The 18,140-nt window shown below is 35.2% G+C and carries 18 protein-coding genes, 1 tRNA gene and 1 rRNA gene; 1 reads left to right on the plus strand and 19 read right to left on the minus strand.

All coding sequences use genetic code 11. The features are described from left to right. Positions 1–37 precede the first annotated feature (37 nt). From murC to fabM, 16 genes are all read right to left on the minus strand, one after another. Entirely contained in the window at positions 38–1,369 is a 1,332-nt protein-coding gene (murC, locus tag JHK62_RS05370; RefSeq protein ID WP_199575740.1) for a UDP-N-acetylmuramate--L-alanine ligase, read from the minus strand. Positions 1,370–1,379: 10 nt separating this feature from the next. Beyond that, entirely contained in the window at positions 1,380–1,973 is a 594-nt protein-coding gene (zapJ, locus tag JHK62_RS05375) for a divisome accessory protein ZapJ (RefSeq protein WP_199575741.1), read from the minus strand. 60 nt (positions 1,974–2,033) lie between these two features. Further along, on the minus strand, positions 2,034–5,144 hold the full coding sequence (locus tag JHK62_RS05380; RefSeq protein ID WP_199575742.1) for a pilus expression-regulating Snf2 family helicase: 3,111 nt from the start codon (positions 5,142–5,144) through the stop codon (positions 2,034–2,036). A 95-nt stretch (positions 5,145–5,239) separates the two neighbouring features. Next, a complete protein-coding gene (locus tag JHK62_RS05385; protein ID WP_199575743.1) occupies positions 5,240–6,010 on the minus strand; it encodes an acetyl-CoA carboxylase carboxyl transferase subunit alpha in 771 nt (256 codons plus the stop codon). Further along, a complete protein-coding gene (gene accD, locus JHK62_RS05390) occupies positions 6,007–6,873 on the minus strand; it encodes an acetyl-CoA carboxylase, carboxyltransferase subunit beta (protein ID WP_199575744.1) in 867 nt (288 codons plus the stop codon). The genes JHK62_RS05385 and accD overlap by 4 nt, the downstream gene beginning before the upstream one ends. 8 nt (positions 6,874–6,881) lie before the next feature. Continuing rightward, entirely contained in the window at positions 6,882–8,252 is a 1,371-nt protein-coding gene (locus tag JHK62_RS05395) for an acetyl-CoA carboxylase biotin carboxylase subunit (RefSeq protein WP_199575745.1), read from the minus strand. A 29-nt stretch (positions 8,253–8,281) separates the two neighbouring features. Continuing rightward, positions 8,282–8,704, minus strand: coding sequence for a 3-hydroxyacyl-ACP dehydratase FabZ (gene fabZ, locus JHK62_RS05400; RefSeq protein WP_199575746.1), 423 nt, complete (start codon positions 8,702–8,704; stop codon positions 8,282–8,284). Beyond that, entirely contained in the window at positions 8,701–9,177 is a 477-nt protein-coding gene (gene accB, locus JHK62_RS05405) for an acetyl-CoA carboxylase biotin carboxyl carrier protein (protein ID WP_199575747.1), read from the minus strand. The genes fabZ and accB overlap by 4 nt, the downstream gene beginning before the upstream one ends. 3 nt (positions 9,178–9,180) lie before the next feature. Continuing rightward, the gene (fabF, locus tag JHK62_RS05410) at positions 9,181–10,413 is read right to left on the minus strand and encodes a beta-ketoacyl-ACP synthase II (RefSeq protein ID WP_199575748.1); all 1,233 of its coding nucleotides are present in this window, start codon (positions 10,411–10,413) and stop codon (positions 9,181–9,183) included. A 17-nt stretch (positions 10,414–10,430) separates the two neighbouring features. Continuing rightward, a complete protein-coding gene (gene fabG / locus JHK62_RS05415; RefSeq protein ID WP_199575749.1) occupies positions 10,431–11,165 on the minus strand; it encodes a 3-oxoacyl-[acyl-carrier-protein] reductase in 735 nt (244 codons plus the stop codon). A gap of 13 nt (positions 11,166–11,178) precedes the next feature. After that, the gene (fabD, locus tag JHK62_RS05420) at positions 11,179–12,099 is read right to left on the minus strand and encodes an ACP S-malonyltransferase (RefSeq protein ID WP_199575750.1); all 921 of its coding nucleotides are present in this window, start codon (positions 12,097–12,099) and stop codon (positions 11,179–11,181) included. A gap of 1 nt (position 12,100) precedes the next feature. Next, on the minus strand, positions 12,101–13,072 hold the full coding sequence (gene fabK / locus JHK62_RS05425) for an enoyl-[acyl-carrier-protein] reductase FabK (protein WP_199575751.1): 972 nt from the start codon (positions 13,070–13,072) through the stop codon (positions 12,101–12,103). Positions 13,073–13,170: 98 nt separating this feature from the next. After that, positions 13,171–13,395 carry an acyl carrier protein gene (locus JHK62_RS05430; RefSeq protein WP_199567693.1) on the minus strand — a complete coding sequence of 75 codons (225 nt, stop codon included), beginning with the start codon at positions 13,393–13,395 and terminating at the stop codon, positions 13,171–13,173. Between the two features lie 64 nt (positions 13,396–13,459). Next, positions 13,460–14,434 carry a beta-ketoacyl-ACP synthase III gene (locus JHK62_RS05435; RefSeq protein ID WP_199575752.1) on the minus strand — a complete coding sequence of 325 codons (975 nt, stop codon included), beginning with the start codon at positions 14,432–14,434 and terminating at the stop codon, positions 13,460–13,462. After that, positions 14,434–14,868 (minus strand): fatty acid biosynthesis transcriptional regulator FabT, encoded by a 435-nt coding sequence (gene fabT / locus JHK62_RS05440; protein WP_199575753.1) that lies wholly within the window; start codon positions 14,866–14,868, stop codon positions 14,434–14,436. Before fabT ends, JHK62_RS05435 begins: the two co-directional genes overlap by 1 nt. A gap of 81 nt (positions 14,869–14,949) precedes the next feature. Then, positions 14,950–15,741 carry a trans-2-decenoyl-ACP isomerase gene (gene fabM, locus JHK62_RS05445; RefSeq protein WP_199575754.1) on the minus strand — a complete coding sequence of 264 codons (792 nt, stop codon included), beginning with the start codon at positions 15,739–15,741 and terminating at the stop codon, positions 14,950–14,952. 194 nt (positions 15,742–15,935) lie between these two features. On the opposite strand from fabM, the gene JHK62_RS05450 reads away from it, so the two are divergent. Then, positions 15,936–17,291 carry an aspartate kinase gene (locus tag JHK62_RS05450; protein ID WP_199575755.1) on the plus strand — a complete coding sequence of 452 codons (1,356 nt, stop codon included), beginning with the start codon at positions 15,936–15,938 and terminating at the stop codon, positions 17,289–17,291. Positions 17,292–17,340: 49 nt separating this feature from the next. On the opposite strand, the gene JHK62_RS05455 is transcribed toward JHK62_RS05450, so the two are convergent. From JHK62_RS05455 to rrf, 3 genes are all read right to left on the minus strand, one after another. Next, the gene (locus JHK62_RS05455) at positions 17,341–17,811 is read right to left on the minus strand and encodes a sigma-70 RNA polymerase sigma factor region 4 domain-containing protein (RefSeq protein WP_199575756.1); all 471 of its coding nucleotides are present in this window, start codon (positions 17,809–17,811) and stop codon (positions 17,341–17,343) included. Between the two features lie 125 nt (positions 17,812–17,936). Continuing rightward, a tRNA-Asn gene (locus JHK62_RS05460) sits at positions 17,937–18,010 on the minus strand. 5 nt (positions 18,011–18,015) lie between these two features. Next, positions 18,016–18,131 (minus strand): 5S ribosomal RNA (rrf, locus tag JHK62_RS05465). Positions 18,132–18,140 lie beyond the last annotated feature (9 nt).

Raw genomic sequence — 18,140 nt, forward strand, 5'->3', positions numbered from 1 at the left:
CTAAAAAAAGTTTTTACTTTCGTAAAAACTTTACCTTTTACTGATTGGTATGAGTTAGAGAAGACAACAACTGTTCAAAAGAGTATTCATATAATTGGATATCACCTGCACCCATGAAAACAAAGACAGCATCTTCATGATCTAATAATGGCGAAACATTTTCAACCGTAATGACTTTTGCACCTTTTTCAATTTTATTAGCTAAATCTTCCACTTTAACCTTGCCATTATCAGTTTCTCTGGCTGAACCATAGATTTGAGCTAAATACACACTGTCAGCTTCGTTTAAAGACTCAGCAAACTCATCTAACAAGGCAATAGTTCTTGTAAATGTGTGCGGTTGGAAAACAGCAACTATCTCTCTTTGAGGGTATTTTTGTCTAGCGGCATCAATAGTGGCCCGAATTTCAGTAGGGTGATGCGCAAAATCATCAATAACAACAACGTCATTAATCATTTTTTCGGTAAATCGTCTTTTAACACCTGTAAATGTTTTAAGGTATTGATTGACAAGTAGCATATCAAAACCTGCAACATATAAATTAGCAATTACTGCTGTAGCATTTAAAATATTGTGTAACCCAAAAGCAGGTAAATAAAAACTTCCTAATTCTTTATTATGATAGCGGACTTTAAAATGAGAACCATTTGTTTCACGCGTTATATCATAAGCAATAAAGTCATCATTTTCTTCAAATCCATAGTAGTAGATAGGAGCTGATGCAGTGATTTTTCTTAAATAACTATCCTCCCCATAAAGAAAGAGACCTTTTTTAACTTGCTTAGCATAATCATTAAAAGCATTAAAGACATCATCAATACTGGTAAAATAATCTGGGTGGTCAAAATCAATATTGGTGATGATAGAATATTCTGGATGGTATGGTTTGAAATGACGTTCATATTCATCAGACTCAAATACAAAATACTGACTATCTTGTGATCCCCTACCAGTGCCATCACCAATCAAATAACTGGTATCAGTAATATTTTTAAGCACATGAGACAACAAACCAGTAGTTGAGGTTTTTCCATGTGCACCAGCGACTCCTAAACTAGCAAACTGGTTCATAAAGTCACCAAGAAACTCATGGTAACGTTTAAACGAGTAACCTTCTTTAACAGCTTTTGCTATTTCAACATTATTATGTTCATGAAAGGCATTTCCTGCAATAATTTCAACATCAGCAGTAATATTATTTTCATCAAAAGGAAAGATAGTAATTCCTGCTTGTTCCAAACCTCTCTGCGTGAAATAATACTTTTCAACATCACTCCCTTGAACGTTTTTCCCCATTTGGTGAAGCATTAGGGCTAAAGCACTCATTCCAGAACCCTTAATGCCAATAAAATGATATGTCTTAGACATGTTTTCTCCTCTAGTTAATATCTTCAAATCGCGAAAGATTTAGCTCTTGTGCGACTTTTCTCTCTTTATGTTGTATCATTTCTTTTTTATTATAAATTTGACTTTTCTTTAAAAAATCATAACTATTTTTTTTCTTTTTGTTAACAATGACTTCGTCATTTTGAGCATTATTAAGCGCAATATCAGCTAGGATATAGTCGTCTTGATGTAATTTGCTTGCAATTCTATGAAGTTCACTATTATGTTTTGGAAAAGAAGGTAACACCTTTTTAGGAAAGATTGATTTTGTTGAATGAGTCAATTCTTTTGAAAGATAAGCTTGACGTTTTCTTTTTATATCTTGTCTTGCTTCTTCTCTTGCAATTGCTGCATAAGACTTCCCTTCGTTATGTACTTCTACACGGTCAGGAGCGGTTTTATCAACATCAGGAATCTCGGAAACAAAACGATAATCACTAGTGATATCATCAAAATTCTTATCCACATAATGACCTTTGATATTGGTGATTAAATCTTCATTATCATATAATCTCATGGTTTTTGGTGCTTCAATAATAGCTTCATTATCAGCGACCAAAGGAAAAACTCTATTCTTCTTATCCATATGCGCAATCCTTTCCGTAACATTCCCATTATAAACTAAAATAGTTCTTTTTTCAAAACTTTATTGCAATTGCTTAATTTTCTCGTTTTCATCATCAATTCCCAATATTTCTTTGATATCTTCCACACTCATGCTAGACCTAGTTTCGTTACCGTCTAAAACAGTTGTCACCAAATGTTTCTTACTATCTTGAAGCGACAAGATTTTTTCTTCAATCGTTCCTTTGGTAATCAGTCGATAAACCTCAACCTTTTCTTTTTGACCAATTCGGTGAGCACGACTAATGGCTTGCATTTCAACAGCTGGGTTCCACCATAGATCAATCAAAATAACAGTATCAGCACCAGTTAGGTTTAAACCGACCCCTCCAGCCTTTAATGAAATTAAAAAGCTATCCTTACTGCCTTTGTTGAAGGCTCTTGTCATTTCTTGTCTCTCGTGAGCAGGTGTTGAGCCAGTTATTTTATAATTGCTTAGACCAAGTGTAACCAATTCTTTCTCGACAATATCAAGCATTCCTCTGAATTGAGAAAAAATAAGGGTTCTATGACCATTTTCTTTAATTTGCAAGAGAAGCTCTCTGAGGCTTTCTATCTTACCACTAGGACCACTATAGTCCATAAACAATTGTGGGGTGTCACAAATTTGACGTAGTCTAGTAATGCCAGATAGAATCTCAATTTTTCGACGATTGATATCTCTATCATCGGCACCTTTTAAATGATTTTTCATACTTTCAAGCTGAGCCAGATAAATCGCTTTTTGACTATCAGCCAATTCATTAGAATAAGTCATCTCAATTAAGTCAGGTAATTCTGGTAAAACATCTTCTTTTTTCCGACGCATGATAAACGGCTTAATATATCTTGAGACCTCATCAGGTGTCAGTTTTAAAAATTGTTTCTTATTCGGTAGCAAACCAGGTAAAACAATCTGAAAAATAGACCAAATTTCTAATAATTTATTTTCAATTGGCGTTCCAGATAAGGCAAAACAATTGCCAACATTAAAATGTCTTAATTTTTGAGCAATTTTGGTTTGCGTATTTTTAATCATTTGCGCCTCATCTAAAATGAGATAATCATAATGTTGTGATTGATACTCTTCAAAATCTTGTCGAAAAGAATGATAGCTGGTGATTAAAATTTGATGATTATCGTTAATCAGTTGACTTCTATAGTCTTTAAGCCCATAAGCTACACCAACATCTAAGTCTGGAGCAAATTTTTCAAACTCATCCTTCCAGTTATAAATTAAACCAGACGGAGACAAAATAAGGACTTTAGATGATTTGCTTAATTGATTTTTAAGAAAAGCAATTGTTTGAATCGTTTTCCCAAGCCCCATATCATCAGCCAAAACACCACCAAATCCATAAGAATCTAGCATACTCATCCATTTGACTCCGGTCAATTGATAGGTTCTTAGACTTGTTTTAATATCAGGTTTTTTAATCTCAAATTGTTCAGGAAATCTAAGGTTTCTAGATAGGTCTTCAAATGCCTTAGAAAAACTGACTGTCTTACTATTTTTAAAGAGATCTGACAAATGAAAAGCAGCTAGTTTGTTAAGTTGAAAATGACCATCTAGGCTTTCTTTAGCTCGCAATTGTTTGAGAACTTGACTAACTTTTTGTGTGTCATCATCAAATAAAATTAATTGGCCTGACTGACTAATGATATAATCTTCTTTATTTACCAATGCCTCTAAAGCCTTTTTTATATCTCCTTTAGCAATGGTCGAAAAGTCAAACGAGATATCAAGTAAGTTTCCAGTTGTATGAATGGTTACTGATGGTTTTTCCACTTGTTTTAATTGAGATAGACGTTCCGATAACCGAACGGTTCCGATTGCTTCAAACCGCTTTAAAGTTCCCTCAAAAAAGGCATAGAGTTCCTCTTTTTCAAGAGATTTTCTTTGAGATGAAAAACCAACGGTAAAGTCTTCTGATCTTAGTAATTTAATGACTTTTTCTTCTTTTTTAAAGTGACTGGTAAAAGGAAGATTATTTAATTCTTCTTGACTACTGATCTTAAGATTACCATAATCAAAGGTCATGTTTAATAAAACATCATTATGTAACGAAAGATCAAAATCAAAGTAGACATCAAAATCTTTAATGGCAAAACTTTTAGGAGCATCAACGTCTCCTATTTCTTTAAATTCTAAGAGACTAGCTGCTAATTTTGCTTGTTCGGAGATGTCAAAATGAATATGTTTACTCAAATCATTTTCGATGGGTAAATTTTTGATGGCTAAAAAGAGTTTTCTTTGCTTGTTGTCCAAGTGATAAAAAACACCTTGATAAAAAATATAACGACTATCAAAAAAAGCTTGACTATTTTTTTCTGTCACAATGAGTTCAATCGTCTGACGATGAACAATCACCTTAAAGTGAAAGAGATGATCTTGTGACGATAATTCTCTAAAGATAAGCGTCTGAAATTTTTGATGAGCCATCTCAAAAGAAAAATGAGTCAGTTGCGTTAATAAAGACACACCTTCCTCAAAAAAACCAGCCGGAAAGCTTAAATGTCTGCCTTGATTTGGAAGCAAATAGGACAAGTCAACACGTTCTTTATGAGGAATAAGACGCCACAAAAATTGGATTAACTCTTGGCTGTTAGCATCAAATTGTGATAAGTGCAAAGGTTCAAAATAGTTTTTTCCAATTTGAAAGTAACTTTCTTTTCTAATAGTCATCAAAAAAGCTTTGATATCACGAATGACATAGCTTTTTTCATCAGGAAGACGGTTAATTTTTAACGTCCACCAAAAATCTGATGAATAAGGACTTTTCATCCCTTCTGCAAAAAGACGATACTTAAGTTCATCATCTTCGTCAAATGATAAATTATCTAAAAATAGACTACCAAAAGAGGTCGATACTGGTACAGTCGGCTCTTCTGTATGAATCGATTCTGATAAGACTTTTCCTTTTTTATCATTTTTCAAAAAGTATTCAATAGCAGCAAGGTGCTGGCAATAATTTTTTTGAGCAAATAATTGACAAGAACACTTTATCATGGCTTCGTCATAAGAAAAAACAATAGTTTCATCTTCTATCCTAGCAGTTATTGCCTTGTCTGTATTCTCTAAAATGGTAAGTGCTCCTTGTTCATACAATGAAACACCTTCTGTTCTTATTCGACTTGGAATCAATCTTCCCATACTTATCCACCTTTTTCCTTATCCCTTTATTTTACCACATCTCTGTTATTATTTCTTAAATAAAAGAAAAAGAAAAAACCTCATTAAATGAGATTTTAATACTGTCTAAACCGTTGGTAACGATTTTCAATTAGTTCTAAACTATCTTTTTGTCGCAAGTCATTTAAACTTTCAACTAAAGATTTTTTAATCATAGCAATAATTTCACTTGAAAAATAACCATGCTCAGGAATAATTTTGTCAATGACACCCATATTTAAAAGCTCTCCAGCACTGATTTTCATCAATTCTGCCGCTTCAATTGATCTGGTGCCATCTTTCCAAAGAATAGAGGCGAAACCTTCAGGACTTAAAACTGCATAAAAAGTATTTTCTAGCATCCATACCTTATCAGCAACAGCTAAAGCTAAAGCCCCTCCTGAGCCTCCTTCACCAATAATAATGGCGATAATGGGAACCTTTAAATCACTCATTTCATAAAGATTGCGAGCGATGGCTTCACCTTGTCCACGCTCTTCTGCGCCAACACCTGGGTAGGCACCAGCGGTATTAATAAAAGTGACAATTGGTCGGTTAAACTTTTCAGCCTGTTTCATCAATCTTAATGCCTTACGATAACCTTCTGGATGAGGCTGTCCAAAATTACGATTTAAATTATCTTGTAAATTTTTTCCTTTTTGGATCCCAATAACCGTGACAGCTAAATCATTCAATCTAGCAATGCCACCAACAATTGATTTATCGTCAGCAAAATGACGATCACCATGTAGTTCGATAAAATCCTCAAAAATGACATTGATGTAATCTAAAGTCGTCATTCTTGCTTGATCTCTAGCTTCTTTTAAAATTCTTTTAATACTACTCATGCTAGCCCTCCATGAAACATGATTAATTTAGCAATCACTTCACGAAGATCTGTTCGCTTAACAATAGAGTCAATAAAACCATGTTCTAATAAAAATTCAGCTTTTTGAAAATCATCTGGTAAGGTTTCTCTTACAGTAGACTCAATCACACGCCTTCCAGCAAAGCCTACTAGGGCTTGAGGCTCTGCGATAATAATATCGCCTTGCATGGCAAAACTAGCTGTCACACCGCCTGTGGTTGGGTCTGTCAAAACCGTTAGATAGAATAAACCAGCATTTGAATGACGTTTAACAGCACCAGAAACCTTAGCCATTTGCATAAGGCTCATAATACCTTCTTGCATTCTTGCACCACCTGATGCCGTAAAGACAACAACAGGCAGTTGCTCTTTGGTGGCATATTCAAAAAGTCTTGTCATTTTTTCACCCACAATTGTTCCCATACTAGCCATGATAAAATGAGAGTCCATGATTGCAAGAGCAACTTTTTGAGATTTGATGCTTGCTGTCCCAGTTAGAACAGCTTCATCTAACGTTGTTTCTGCTTTAACCTTTTCGAGTTTTTCTTTATACTGAGGAAATTTTAAAGGATCTTTTGTTTCAAGTCCTGAAAACATCTCTTCAAAACTAGCGTCATCTACGATTAAATGAAGACGTTCCTTGGCTGAAATACGAAAGTTATAAGAACAACGCGGACAAATTTTAGCCAATCCTAGATCTTTTTGATAAATCATGTGTTTACATGACGGACATTTGGCAAAAAGATCGTCTGGAACCTCTGGCATCTCATGTTGCTTTGTTTGTCTTGATGAACGATTAGGGTTTATTCTTATGTATTTATCTTTTCTTTCAAATAATGCCACAAAAATTTCTATTCCTTATCTTTTTTATAGTTTGGTAAAAATGTTTCCATCAAAAATGACGTGTCATAATCACCAGCAATCACATTGGGGTCAGAAATCAAATCAAATTGAAAATCACTATTAGTTTGAATGCCGTCAATTTCAAATTCATACAAGGCTCTTTGCATTTTCATTAAAGCATCAAAACGATTCTCACCATGAACAATAATTTTAGCAATCATACTATCATAGTAAGGAGGAATAGTGTAGCCACTATAAACCGCACTATCAACGCGTAAGCCAACACCACCGGATGGAAGATGAATATCATTAATCTTTCCAGGACTTGGTGCAAAATTAAATTCTGGGTTTTCAGCATTGATACGACATTCAATCGCATGGCCTTTAATAACAATATCTTCTTGCTGATAAGATAAAGCTTGTCCTGCTGCAATACGAATTTGCTCTTTTACGATATCAACACCAGTCACAAATTCTGTTACAGGATGCTCTACTTGAATTCTTGTATTCATTTCCATGAAATAAAATTCGCCTGTCTGAGAATCTAGTAGGAATTCAATAGTACCAGCTCCCTCATAACCAACAGACTTGGCTGCTCTAACAGCCGCATCTCCCATTTTTTGTCTAAGGCCTTCACCAATAGCTATAGAAGGACTTTCCTCTAACACTTTTTGATTATGGCGTTGGAGAGAGCACTCTCTTTCTCCTAAATGAATAGTGTTGCCAAAGCTATCAGCCAAAATTTGCACTTCGATATGATGAGCAGGATAAACCACTTTTTCCATATACATGGCACCATTACCAAAGGCTGCTAGAGCTTCTTGAGAAGCAGATTCAAAAGCAGGCACTAATTCTTCTTTTGTACTTACTTTACGAATCCCTTTGCCTCCACCACCTGCCGATGCTTTTAACATAACAGGGTAGCCAATACGATCTGCTTCATTTAGCGCTTCCTCCGCTGAGAGAATTTCTCCCTCAGAACCCGGAATAACTGGGACTCCTGCAGCTATCATTTCTTTTCTAGCATTAATTTTATCACCCATTTTATTCATCACCAAAGCTGACGGACCGATAAATGTAATATTCATCTCTTCACACATGGTCACAAATTTAGGGTTTTCACTTAAAAAACCAAATCCTGGATGAATCGCTTGTGCGCCAGTAACAATAGCAGCAGACAAAACTGAATTCATATTCAAATAAGAATCTGTAGACTTTGCAGGTCCAATACAAATCGATTCGTCTGCTAGTAAGGTATGAAGAGCTGTTTTATCTGCTTCAGAATAGACTGCAACTGTTGCTATACCAAGCTCTCTGGCCGCACGAATAATACGTACCGCAATCTCACCTCTATTAGCAATTAATATCTTATGAAACATCTCGTCGCCTTCTCCTACATCTTTTATACTTACTGACCCATAGCAAATGTTAAGATACCACTTGCAGCCAATTGACCATTAACTTCTGCTTTTGCTTCTACAACAGCAATCGATCCTCTTCTTTTAACAAAATTAACCGTCATTACCAGTTGATCTCCAGGGACAACTTGTTTTTTGAATTTCACCTTGTCCATTCCTGCATAGAAAACTAACTTACCCTTATTTTCTTCTTTTGATAATTCCAAAACACCTGCTGTTTGGGCAAGAGCTTCCATGATTAAAACACCAGGCATTACTGGATAGTCAGGAAAATGACCATTAAAGAAAGGTTCATTAATAGTCACATTTTTTATCGCGACAATGCTATCTTCAGAGTGAGAAATCACACGATCAACTAAAAGCATCGGGTAGCGATGGGGCAATGCCTCTTTTATTTTTAAACTATCGATCATTTGATACTTACCAATCCTTTACCAAATTCCACTACTTCTTCATTTGCCACTAAAATATCTGTAATGATACCATCTCTAGGTGCCAAAATTTCATTCATGACCTTCATTGCTTCAATGATAAGAAGCGTTTGACCTTTTTTAACAGAATCACCAACTCTAACAAATGGATCTTGTGTGGGACTTGGAGATAGATAAGCAACGCCAACAAGTGGGCTCTCAATAAGATCACCCATCTCTTGTTTTACCGTTTCCTTAGATTGTTCTGCATCCACGATAGGAGCCTCTGAACTAGCATTATCCCAATCACCATCTGGGTTTTCTACCACATCATCTGATTGTGAGCCTATTGTTTCTTCGACTTTCCTATCATTTTTACTAAAAACCAATTCATTTTCAGAGGTTTTATAAGAAAATTCTCGTAAACTCGATTGATCAAATTGAGTCATTAACTCCTTGATTTCTGAAATGTTCACTATTTAATCCTCCCAACGTTTAAAAGCAAGAACAGCGTTATGCCCACCAAACCCAAAGGTATTTGACAAAGCGTAACGAACATCAGCATCCTTTCCTTTTCCGTAAATAACATTTGCTTCAATATCTTCTGATAATTCAGTTGTTCCAGCAGTTTTATGGATAAAGCCATGGCGAATCGTTTGGATTGTTGCAATCGCTTCAACTCCTCCAGCTGCTCCTAATAAATGACCTGTAAATGATTTGGTACTTGATACAGGTACTTTTTTCCCCAGAACAGAAACAATGGCCTGACTTTCCCCTTTTTCATTCGCTAAGGTTGAGGTACCATGGGCATTGACATACCCTACTTGATCGGGTGTAATATTAGCTTCATTGATAGCCAAAGTCATTGCCTTAGCTGCCCCTGAACCATCAGGTGTTGGACTAGTCATATGATAGGCATCACATGTATTGCCATAACCAACCATCTCAGCTAAAATAGTTGCTCCTCTTTTTTGAGCATGTTCAAGACTTTCTAACACTAAGATCCCTGAACCCTCACCCATAACAAAACCATTTCTGTCCTTATCAAAAGGAATACTAGAACGTGTTGGGTCTTTTGTCGTTGACAGAGCTGTTAAGCTAGCAAATCCCGCAATCCCAATTTTTGTGATGGAACACTCAGATCCACCAGCAATGACGACATCCTGATACCCAAACTTAATTTCTCTAAAAGCTTCACCAATAGCATCGTTAGCAGAGGCACAGGCTGTAGTAATCGATTTACAAACACCTCTAGCACCAATTCTTAAAGCAATATTTCCTGCTCCCATATTAGAAAGTGTTTTAGGAATAAACATTGGTTGAACACGCTTAGGACCACGTTCATGAAGCCTGATAATTTGATCTTCCATTTCTTGAAGACCACCAATCCCACTTGATACAATGACACCCAATCGGTCTTTGTCAACATCATCTAAAGAAAGATTGGCATTTTGAATCGCTTCTAATGTTGCATAAATAGCATACATTGAAAACATATCCATGCGATTTCTATCTTTTTTGACAAAGTATTTATCAAACGGAAAGTTTTTGATTTCACCAGCATTATAAACCGTAAAATCTTGCGTGTCAAATCTTGTAATTGGACCAATTCCAATTTTACCTTCAACCAAACTGTCCCAAAATTCTTCTGGTGTGTTGCCAATTGGAGATGTTACTCCCATACCTGTGATTACAACGCGATTTTCTTTCATTTTAAGGCCCCTATCTTTTAATACATGGTCATGCCACCATCAATAGCAATGACTTGTCCGGTTAAATAATCTTGTTGTGCTAAAAAGCTAACAAGTTCAGCCACTTCTTTTGTCTTTCCAATTCGCTTCATTGGAATTTGACCAAGTATATTTTCTCTCATCTTATCAGGAATAGCATCAGTCATATCTGATTCGATAAAGCCAGGAGCTACTGCATTAACAGTAATACCACGCGCTGCCACTTCGCGAGCAACCGACTTAGTAAAACCAATCACACCTGCTTTTGAAGCCGCATAGTTAGCTTGACCGATGTTTCCAGTCAAACCAACAACACTAGATATGTTGATGATAGCACCTTCTCTTAATTTTGTCATCGGTTTTAAGACCGATTGTGTCATGTTAAATGTTCCAGTCAGATTAATGGCTAATACTTTTTCAAAATCTTCTTGAGTCATTTTTAACATTAACTTGTCATTTGTAATTCCAGCATTATTCACTAAAACATTAACTGGACCAAATTTTTCAGTTACTTCAGCAATCATGCGTTGACAGTCTTCAAATTTTGACACATCACCAGAAATAGCAATAGCCTTTCCCGGATAAGCATCAAATTGCGATAAAATGTCTTGCGAAATGTCTCGTCGCCCATTTAAAATAATATTAGCGCCAAGGTTAGCAAATTGATGTGCAATTGCTAAACCAATTCCCCTACTTGAACCTGTAATAAAAATTGTTTTATTTGTTAAATCCATTTGTCATCCTTTCTTATCGATTAAGAAGTGCTTCAAATCCAGTCAAATCATCAACTGTATAGATATTTGAGGTTTTGTCAATTTTCTTAACAAAACCACTCAAAACTTTTCCAGGACCAATTTCTACAAATTCTGTCACCCCTAGTGACTTAAGTGTTTCAATAGATTCATAAAATCTAACTGGTTCTTTAACTTGACGAGCTAACAATGACTTAATAGCATCTTGTGGCATCACTTTTGCTGTTGTATTACTAATCAACGGCATTTTAAACTCAGAAAATGAAACATGTTCCAAAGTGTTTGCCAATTGTTGACTAGCATTATCTAGTAAAGCAGTATGAAATGGTCCAGAAACATTTAAAGGAATGAGGCGTTTAGTTCCTGCCTTTTTCAAAAGCTCAACAGCTTCATTGACAGCTTCTGTTTCTCCACCAATAACAATCTGATTTGGTGTATTATAATTGGCAGGTGTGACAACACCTTTTTTGCTAGCTTTAAGGCAAATCTCTTCAATCAACTTTGGATCGGTATTCATCACAGCAACCATTTTACCAGTTCCTTTAGGCGCTGCATTTGCCATGTATTGACCTCTTTTAGCGACCAGCTGAACAGCATCTTCAAAAGCCAAGCTACCACTTGCCACTAAAGCTGAATATTCACCAAGAGAAAGCCCAAGCACAACATCAGGTGTCATACTTTGTTCTTGTAACACTCTGTAAATAGCAATGGACGTCACTAAAATAGCAGGTTGAGTGTATTGTGTTTGATTTAATTTATCACTGTCCTCATCAATTAGTTCTCTCAAATCATAACCTAATACTCTACTAGCTGTGTCAAAAGTCTCGCGAACAAGTGAGTAGTGATCATAAAAATCTCTAGCCATTCCCAGTCTTTGAGCACCCTGTCCTGCAAATAAAAATGCGATGTTTCCCATATTATTCCTCTACTAAGTTTTCAATTCGTTTAGCTTCTTTTTTAATTGTTCTTAAAGCCCCAAAATAAAGATCTTCTAGAATTTCTTGACAGGTTTCTTCTTTACGAATAAGTCCTGAAATTTGCCCTGCCATAACAGAACCATTGTCAACATCTCCATCAACAACAGCATACCTTAAAGCTCCAGCGCCCATTTTGTCAAAAATAGTTAAATCTGGATTTTCTTGTTTAAAGGCCTCTTTTTCAGCCTGATCAAATTGTCTAGTTAATTTATTTTTAATACCACGAACGGCATGTCCAAAATGTTGTGCAGATATGACAGTATCAATATCTTTAGCCTTTAAAATTTTATCTTTATAGTTTTGATGTGCGTTTGATTCTTTAGCAACAACAAAACGTGTGCCAACTTGAACAGCTTCAGCACCTAGCATAAAGGCTGCAGCCATGCCACGTCCATCAGCGATACCACCAGCAGCGATAACGGGAATATTAACCGCATCAGTGACCTGTCTCACCAAGGTCATTGTTGTTAATTTGCCAATGTGACCTCCTGATTCCATCCCTTCTGTGATAACAGCATCAACACCAAGTCTTTCCATCCTTTTAGCCAAAGCAACACTGGGAACAACAGGAATAACGACAATTCCAGCATTATGGAGACGTTCCATATATTTACCAGGGTTTCCTGCTCCTGTGGTAACCACTTTAACACCTTCTTCTATGACAAGATCAACGATATCATCAACAAAAGGTGAAAGAAGCATGATATTAACACCAAAAGGGTTAGACGTCATTGATTTAATTTTGTCAATATTGGCTTTAACAACTTCTTTAGGAGCATTTCCTCCACCGATGATACCTAACCCACCAGCTTTAGAAACTGCTCCAGCAAGGTCGCCATCTGCAACCCAAGCCATACCTCCTTGGAAAATGGGATATTTTATACCTAATAATTCTGTAACTCTTGTTTTCATTAATTTAAACTTTCTATACTCAGTGACTCAATAGTTTGATAATCAAAATATTATCATAAGAAGAAAGAATATTCTTGGTAGAATATTCTCAAATGCACTTATTTTGTTTTTTCTTCAACATAAGCCACTAAATCACCAACCGTGTTTAGTCCTTCTTCAGTTTCAATTTGAATGTCAAAGGCATCTTCGATTTCTGAGATGACTTGGAAAACATCCAATGAATCTGCATCAAGTTCATCAAAAGTAGTTTCTAATTTTACTTCCTCTGTTTCTTTTCCAAGTTCCTCAACGATGATTTCTTGGATTTTTTCAAATACTGCCATTTTATTTCTCCTTTTATTTTAAAGATTTTTATTAATCACATGTAGCAACATATAATTTAATTAATTAGATTTTAACAATAAGGCTTCCCCATGTCAAACCTCCACCGAAACCTGCCAATAAAATCGTCTTGGTTCCATCCAGAGTAATAAGGCCCTTATCAACTGTTTCTGATAGTAAAATAGGAATGCTAGCCGCACTAGTATTACCATATTCCATCATATTTTCGAGAAATTTTTCTCTCGTAATACCAATTTTTTTTGCCATTTTATCTAAAATGCGACGATTAGCTTGGTGGAATAAGAGATAATCTATTTCTTCCATAGCAACCGGTGACTTCTCAATTAATTGAACAACATCCTTAGAAACATCCTTAACGGCAAAATCAAAAATCATTCGCCCTTCCATTTTAAGATGGCTTTCATTCTCAGTAGGTACTGAAAACGGTGATTTTAAGCTAGTACTACCTGAAGTCAGCGCATGACTTCTATTACCATCTGAATGGAGAGATTCTGCAAGGAAATGTTCTTGATTAGTTTGTTCGATTAAAACACCTCCGGCGCCATCACCAAATAAAACAGCTGTGGTTCTATCTGTCCAATCAAGGATTTTTGAGATGGTCTCTGCACCGATGACGATACCTTTTTTATAGACACCTGATTTAATTAATTTATCAGCAGTTGCTAAAGCAAAAACAAAGCCGCTACATGCTGCCGTCAAATCAAAGACAAATGCATTTTTTGCACCAATGTGAGCTTGAACTTTTGCAGCCGTTGAAGGCATGGTGCTATCTGGTGTAATAGTAGCAACAACAATAAAATCAATGTCCAAAGGATCTAATTGTGACTTAGTTATTAATTGTTCAGCCACACGGTTAGCTAAATCACTAGTCAATTCATTTTGACTAATGTGACGATTCTTGATACCTGTCCTCGATGAAATCCATTCATCGCTAGTGTCTAAAATCAGAGCTAAATCATCGTTTGAAATAGTTTGTTTGGGAACATAATGAGCCACTTGACTAATTTTGGAATAAAACATTAAATCAACTCCTCAAGAAATTTATGTAAACTTCCTAAGCCTCTAGTCAATACTTCGACATCTTGTGCATCCATACCAGCAACGATATGAGTGACCATTGACTTATGAAACTTTTGATGAAGTCGGTCTAAAAGTCTCCCCTTTTTTGTCAGTGACAAGTAAACAACTCTTCTGTCTGATTTTGATCGCGTTCTTTCGATATAACCTTTTGCCTCTAACTTATTGAGACTTGTTGTCACCGTTCCCAAGGTTAACAGCAATTCTCTAGCAATATCACTAGGTGTAACACGATCACTTTTTCCAATAATTTCAATAGTGTGCATTTCTTTTAAGGACACATCACTAAACTGACTAGACTTTAAACTAGTCTCTTCAATAATCAATACTTTATTGAAGATATCAACAAGATACTTATTGATTTTATGATAATCCAATCGGCACCTCCTGCAAATAAACTTTGATATTCGAATTATATCAGATATCAAACTAACTTGCAAGATAAATTATTGACTGCATTATTCACCGCTAAATTTAGGTCGTCTTCGTTCCCCATATGCCCGGACACCTTCTTTAAAATCTGCTCTAAAGGCTAAAGATTTTTGTAAAGATAATTCTAACTCAGCATAGGAGTCCCAATCAGAAAAATAACTCTCCCAAAGTAATGATTTCATTGCACCATAAGAATTAAACGAGCCTCGTTTTAAGCGTTTTATTAATTGGTTTAACACTTTATCTTGTTCTTCTTCCTCACACATTTTATAAACAAATCCATAGGTTTGCGCTTTTTCAGCAGAAACAGGTTCTCCTGTCATCACCAAATGTGTTGCCCGATTAATCCCCAGAGATCTAACTAATAAGTACAGACCACCAGCATCAGGAGCTAAGCCAACATTCACAAATGCCTGGATAAATTTTGTTTTAGTTGTTGCAATACAAAAATCAACCGCTAAAGCAATATTAAATGCTGCACCCGCAACTGGACCGTTAGCACATAAAATAACCGGCTTAGGTAATTTTTTGATAGCAAAAGAAATATCTTGCACTAATTCAGCAATTTTAACAAGAGAACTGATGTCATCTTCTGAAACTGCTCGTTGCATTTCATCAAGGTCACCACCTACAGAAAAGACTTTTCCATTTCCTTTGATAATCAATATCCTAAGCGATTTATCTTTTTTGACAGTCTCAATTACTTCTAATATTTCTTCACACATTAAAATATTAAAACCATTAGAAACGTCTGGTCTATTGAACGTTAGCTGAGCGACATCATCCTTTCTATCAAAAATAATTGTTTCATAGGACATAAAACAACCTCTACTTTCATAATAGTTTGATTATTAAAACATTCCTTTATCAAATGATTTGATAATAAAATTATAATAACATAAGTCCCAACTAAAAAGCAAGAAAAAATATCAAAAGTGATAATAAAAAGACAAATGACATTTAGTTTTAATTCTGTTATAATTTAGTATAAACTTAAAAGAATGGAAAACATATGAAAGTTGTAAAATTTGGCGGTAGTTCATTATCAGATGCTTCCCAACTAAAAAAAGTATTGGATATTGTCAAATCTGATGATACAAGACAAATCATTGTTGTTTCGGCCCCTGGTAAAAGAAATAAAGATGATATAAAAGTTACCGATGCCTTGATAAAATATTATAGAAATTATATTAACCATCAAGAGACGACTGAAAATCAAAAATGGATTATTGAGCGTTATAAAAATATTATTGATGATTTAAAGCTACCACAAACACTTCTTGAAGAGATAAAACTAAATATCGCAAACTTATCTAGCCTCCCGATAGAGCAAAATGATTACCTTTACGATAGTTTTTTATCAGAAGGTGAAAATTCTAATGCTAAAATTATTGCTGAATTTTTTAAACGAAATGGCTTAGATGCTAGTTATGTTCACCCTAAAGAAGCAGGCTTGATTGTTTCAAGTGAACCAAGTAATGCAAGAATCTTACCTTCAAGTTATGATAAAATTGAGAATTTAGCGACAAGAGACGAAATTCTAGTCATCCCAGGTTTTTTTGGTGTGACAAAAGATGACCAGATTTGTACTTTCTCAAGAGGTGGTTCCGACATAACAGGTGCTATTCTTGCTGCAGGAATTAAAGCTGAAAGCTACGAAAACTTTACAGACGTTGATGGTATTTTTGCAGCCCATCCAGGAATCATAAAAAATCCTGAATCGATCAGTGAGTTAACCTATCGTGAAATGCGTGAATTAGCCTATGCAGGCTTTAGCGTTCTACATGATGAAGCTCTTATTCCAGCATACAGAGGTAAAATACCACTTGTTATAAAAAATACCAATAATCCAAGTCATCCCGGGACAAGAATTGTTTTAGAACGAGAAAACAATCAAAGTCCAGTGGTGGGGATCTCAGGTGATAAAGGGTTTGTCAGTATCAATATTTCAAAATATTTAATGAATAGAGAAATTGGCTTTGGTAAAAAATTATTACAAATTTTAGAAGACCTGAATATTTCCTGGGAACATATGCCAACTGGCATTGATGACCTTTCTATTGTACTTAGAGAAAGAGAACTAACTCCTATTAAAGAACAAGAAATTATCACAAGATTAACAAGAGAATTGGAAGTTGACACTGTTTCTATTGAACATCATTTGTCAATTATTATGATTGTTGGTGAAAACATGAAAAATCATATAGGGGTAACAGCAAAAGCAACACAATCACTCTCAAACCATAACATCAATTTATCAATGATTTCTCAAGGTTCAAGTGAGGTTTCTGTTTTATTTGTTATCAAAACACAAGAAGAGAAAAAAGCCATTAAAGCTCTTTACCAAACATTTTTTAATAAGCATTAATAAAAAGCCGTATAAGAAAACTTATACGGCTTTATTCGTTATCAACTCGCTAGAAAAATTTCTTTCCTATTAACTTTAGCTTTCTAATAAATGCTGCTCTACCTTTAAATCTTTCACCAACTAATAAAGCATCAAACATAATCAATTCTTCTTTACTAAGTAATTGAGAAAGTTGAGTTACCGAATCCTTAAAAACAATAAAATCATCAATGAGAGTTTCACGTGAAGACAGTGAGTGTTCAACATCTCCAATCTCTTCATAATTAGGCTTATTAAACTGTCTTTTTTGACTTTCCTGACGGCGAATCTCGTCATTAACATAATTAGAAAATTTTGTTTTAAAGAAACGAAGCAATTTTAATTTATCTAAACAAAGTTCCGGATGCTTTTTTAAGAGTTCATAAAGACTAATCATTCCTTCTTGTTCCCAATCATCATTATCCCAAATATGTAAGTGATATTTTCTCCTTAATTTTAAAACAACAGGCCTTACTTGGCGATATATTTCTTCAAATGTCATCAATCTACTCCATTTCTTTATTATGAACTTATTATAACTAGAAACAAAATAAAAGAACATGACATATATGTCATGTAGACAATTTTAGATAAAAACAAAAAAACTAGCTTACGCTAGTTTAAATACTCCGGCAGTAGGACTCGAACCTACGACATCATGATTAACAGTCATGCGCTACTACCAACTGAGCTATGCCGGATTCTAGCTAAGCAACTACCCTATCTCACAGGGGGCAACCCCCAACTACTTCAGGCGTTCTAGGACTTAACTGCTGTGTTCGGCATGGGTACAGGTGTATCTCCTAGGCTATCGTCACTTAACTTATGAAT

Origin of the sequence: Streptococcus pacificus (assembly GCF_016481305.1) — a bacterium.
Classification (GTDB): Bacteria; Bacillota; Bacilli; order Lactobacillales; family Streptococcaceae; genus Streptococcus; species Streptococcus pacificus.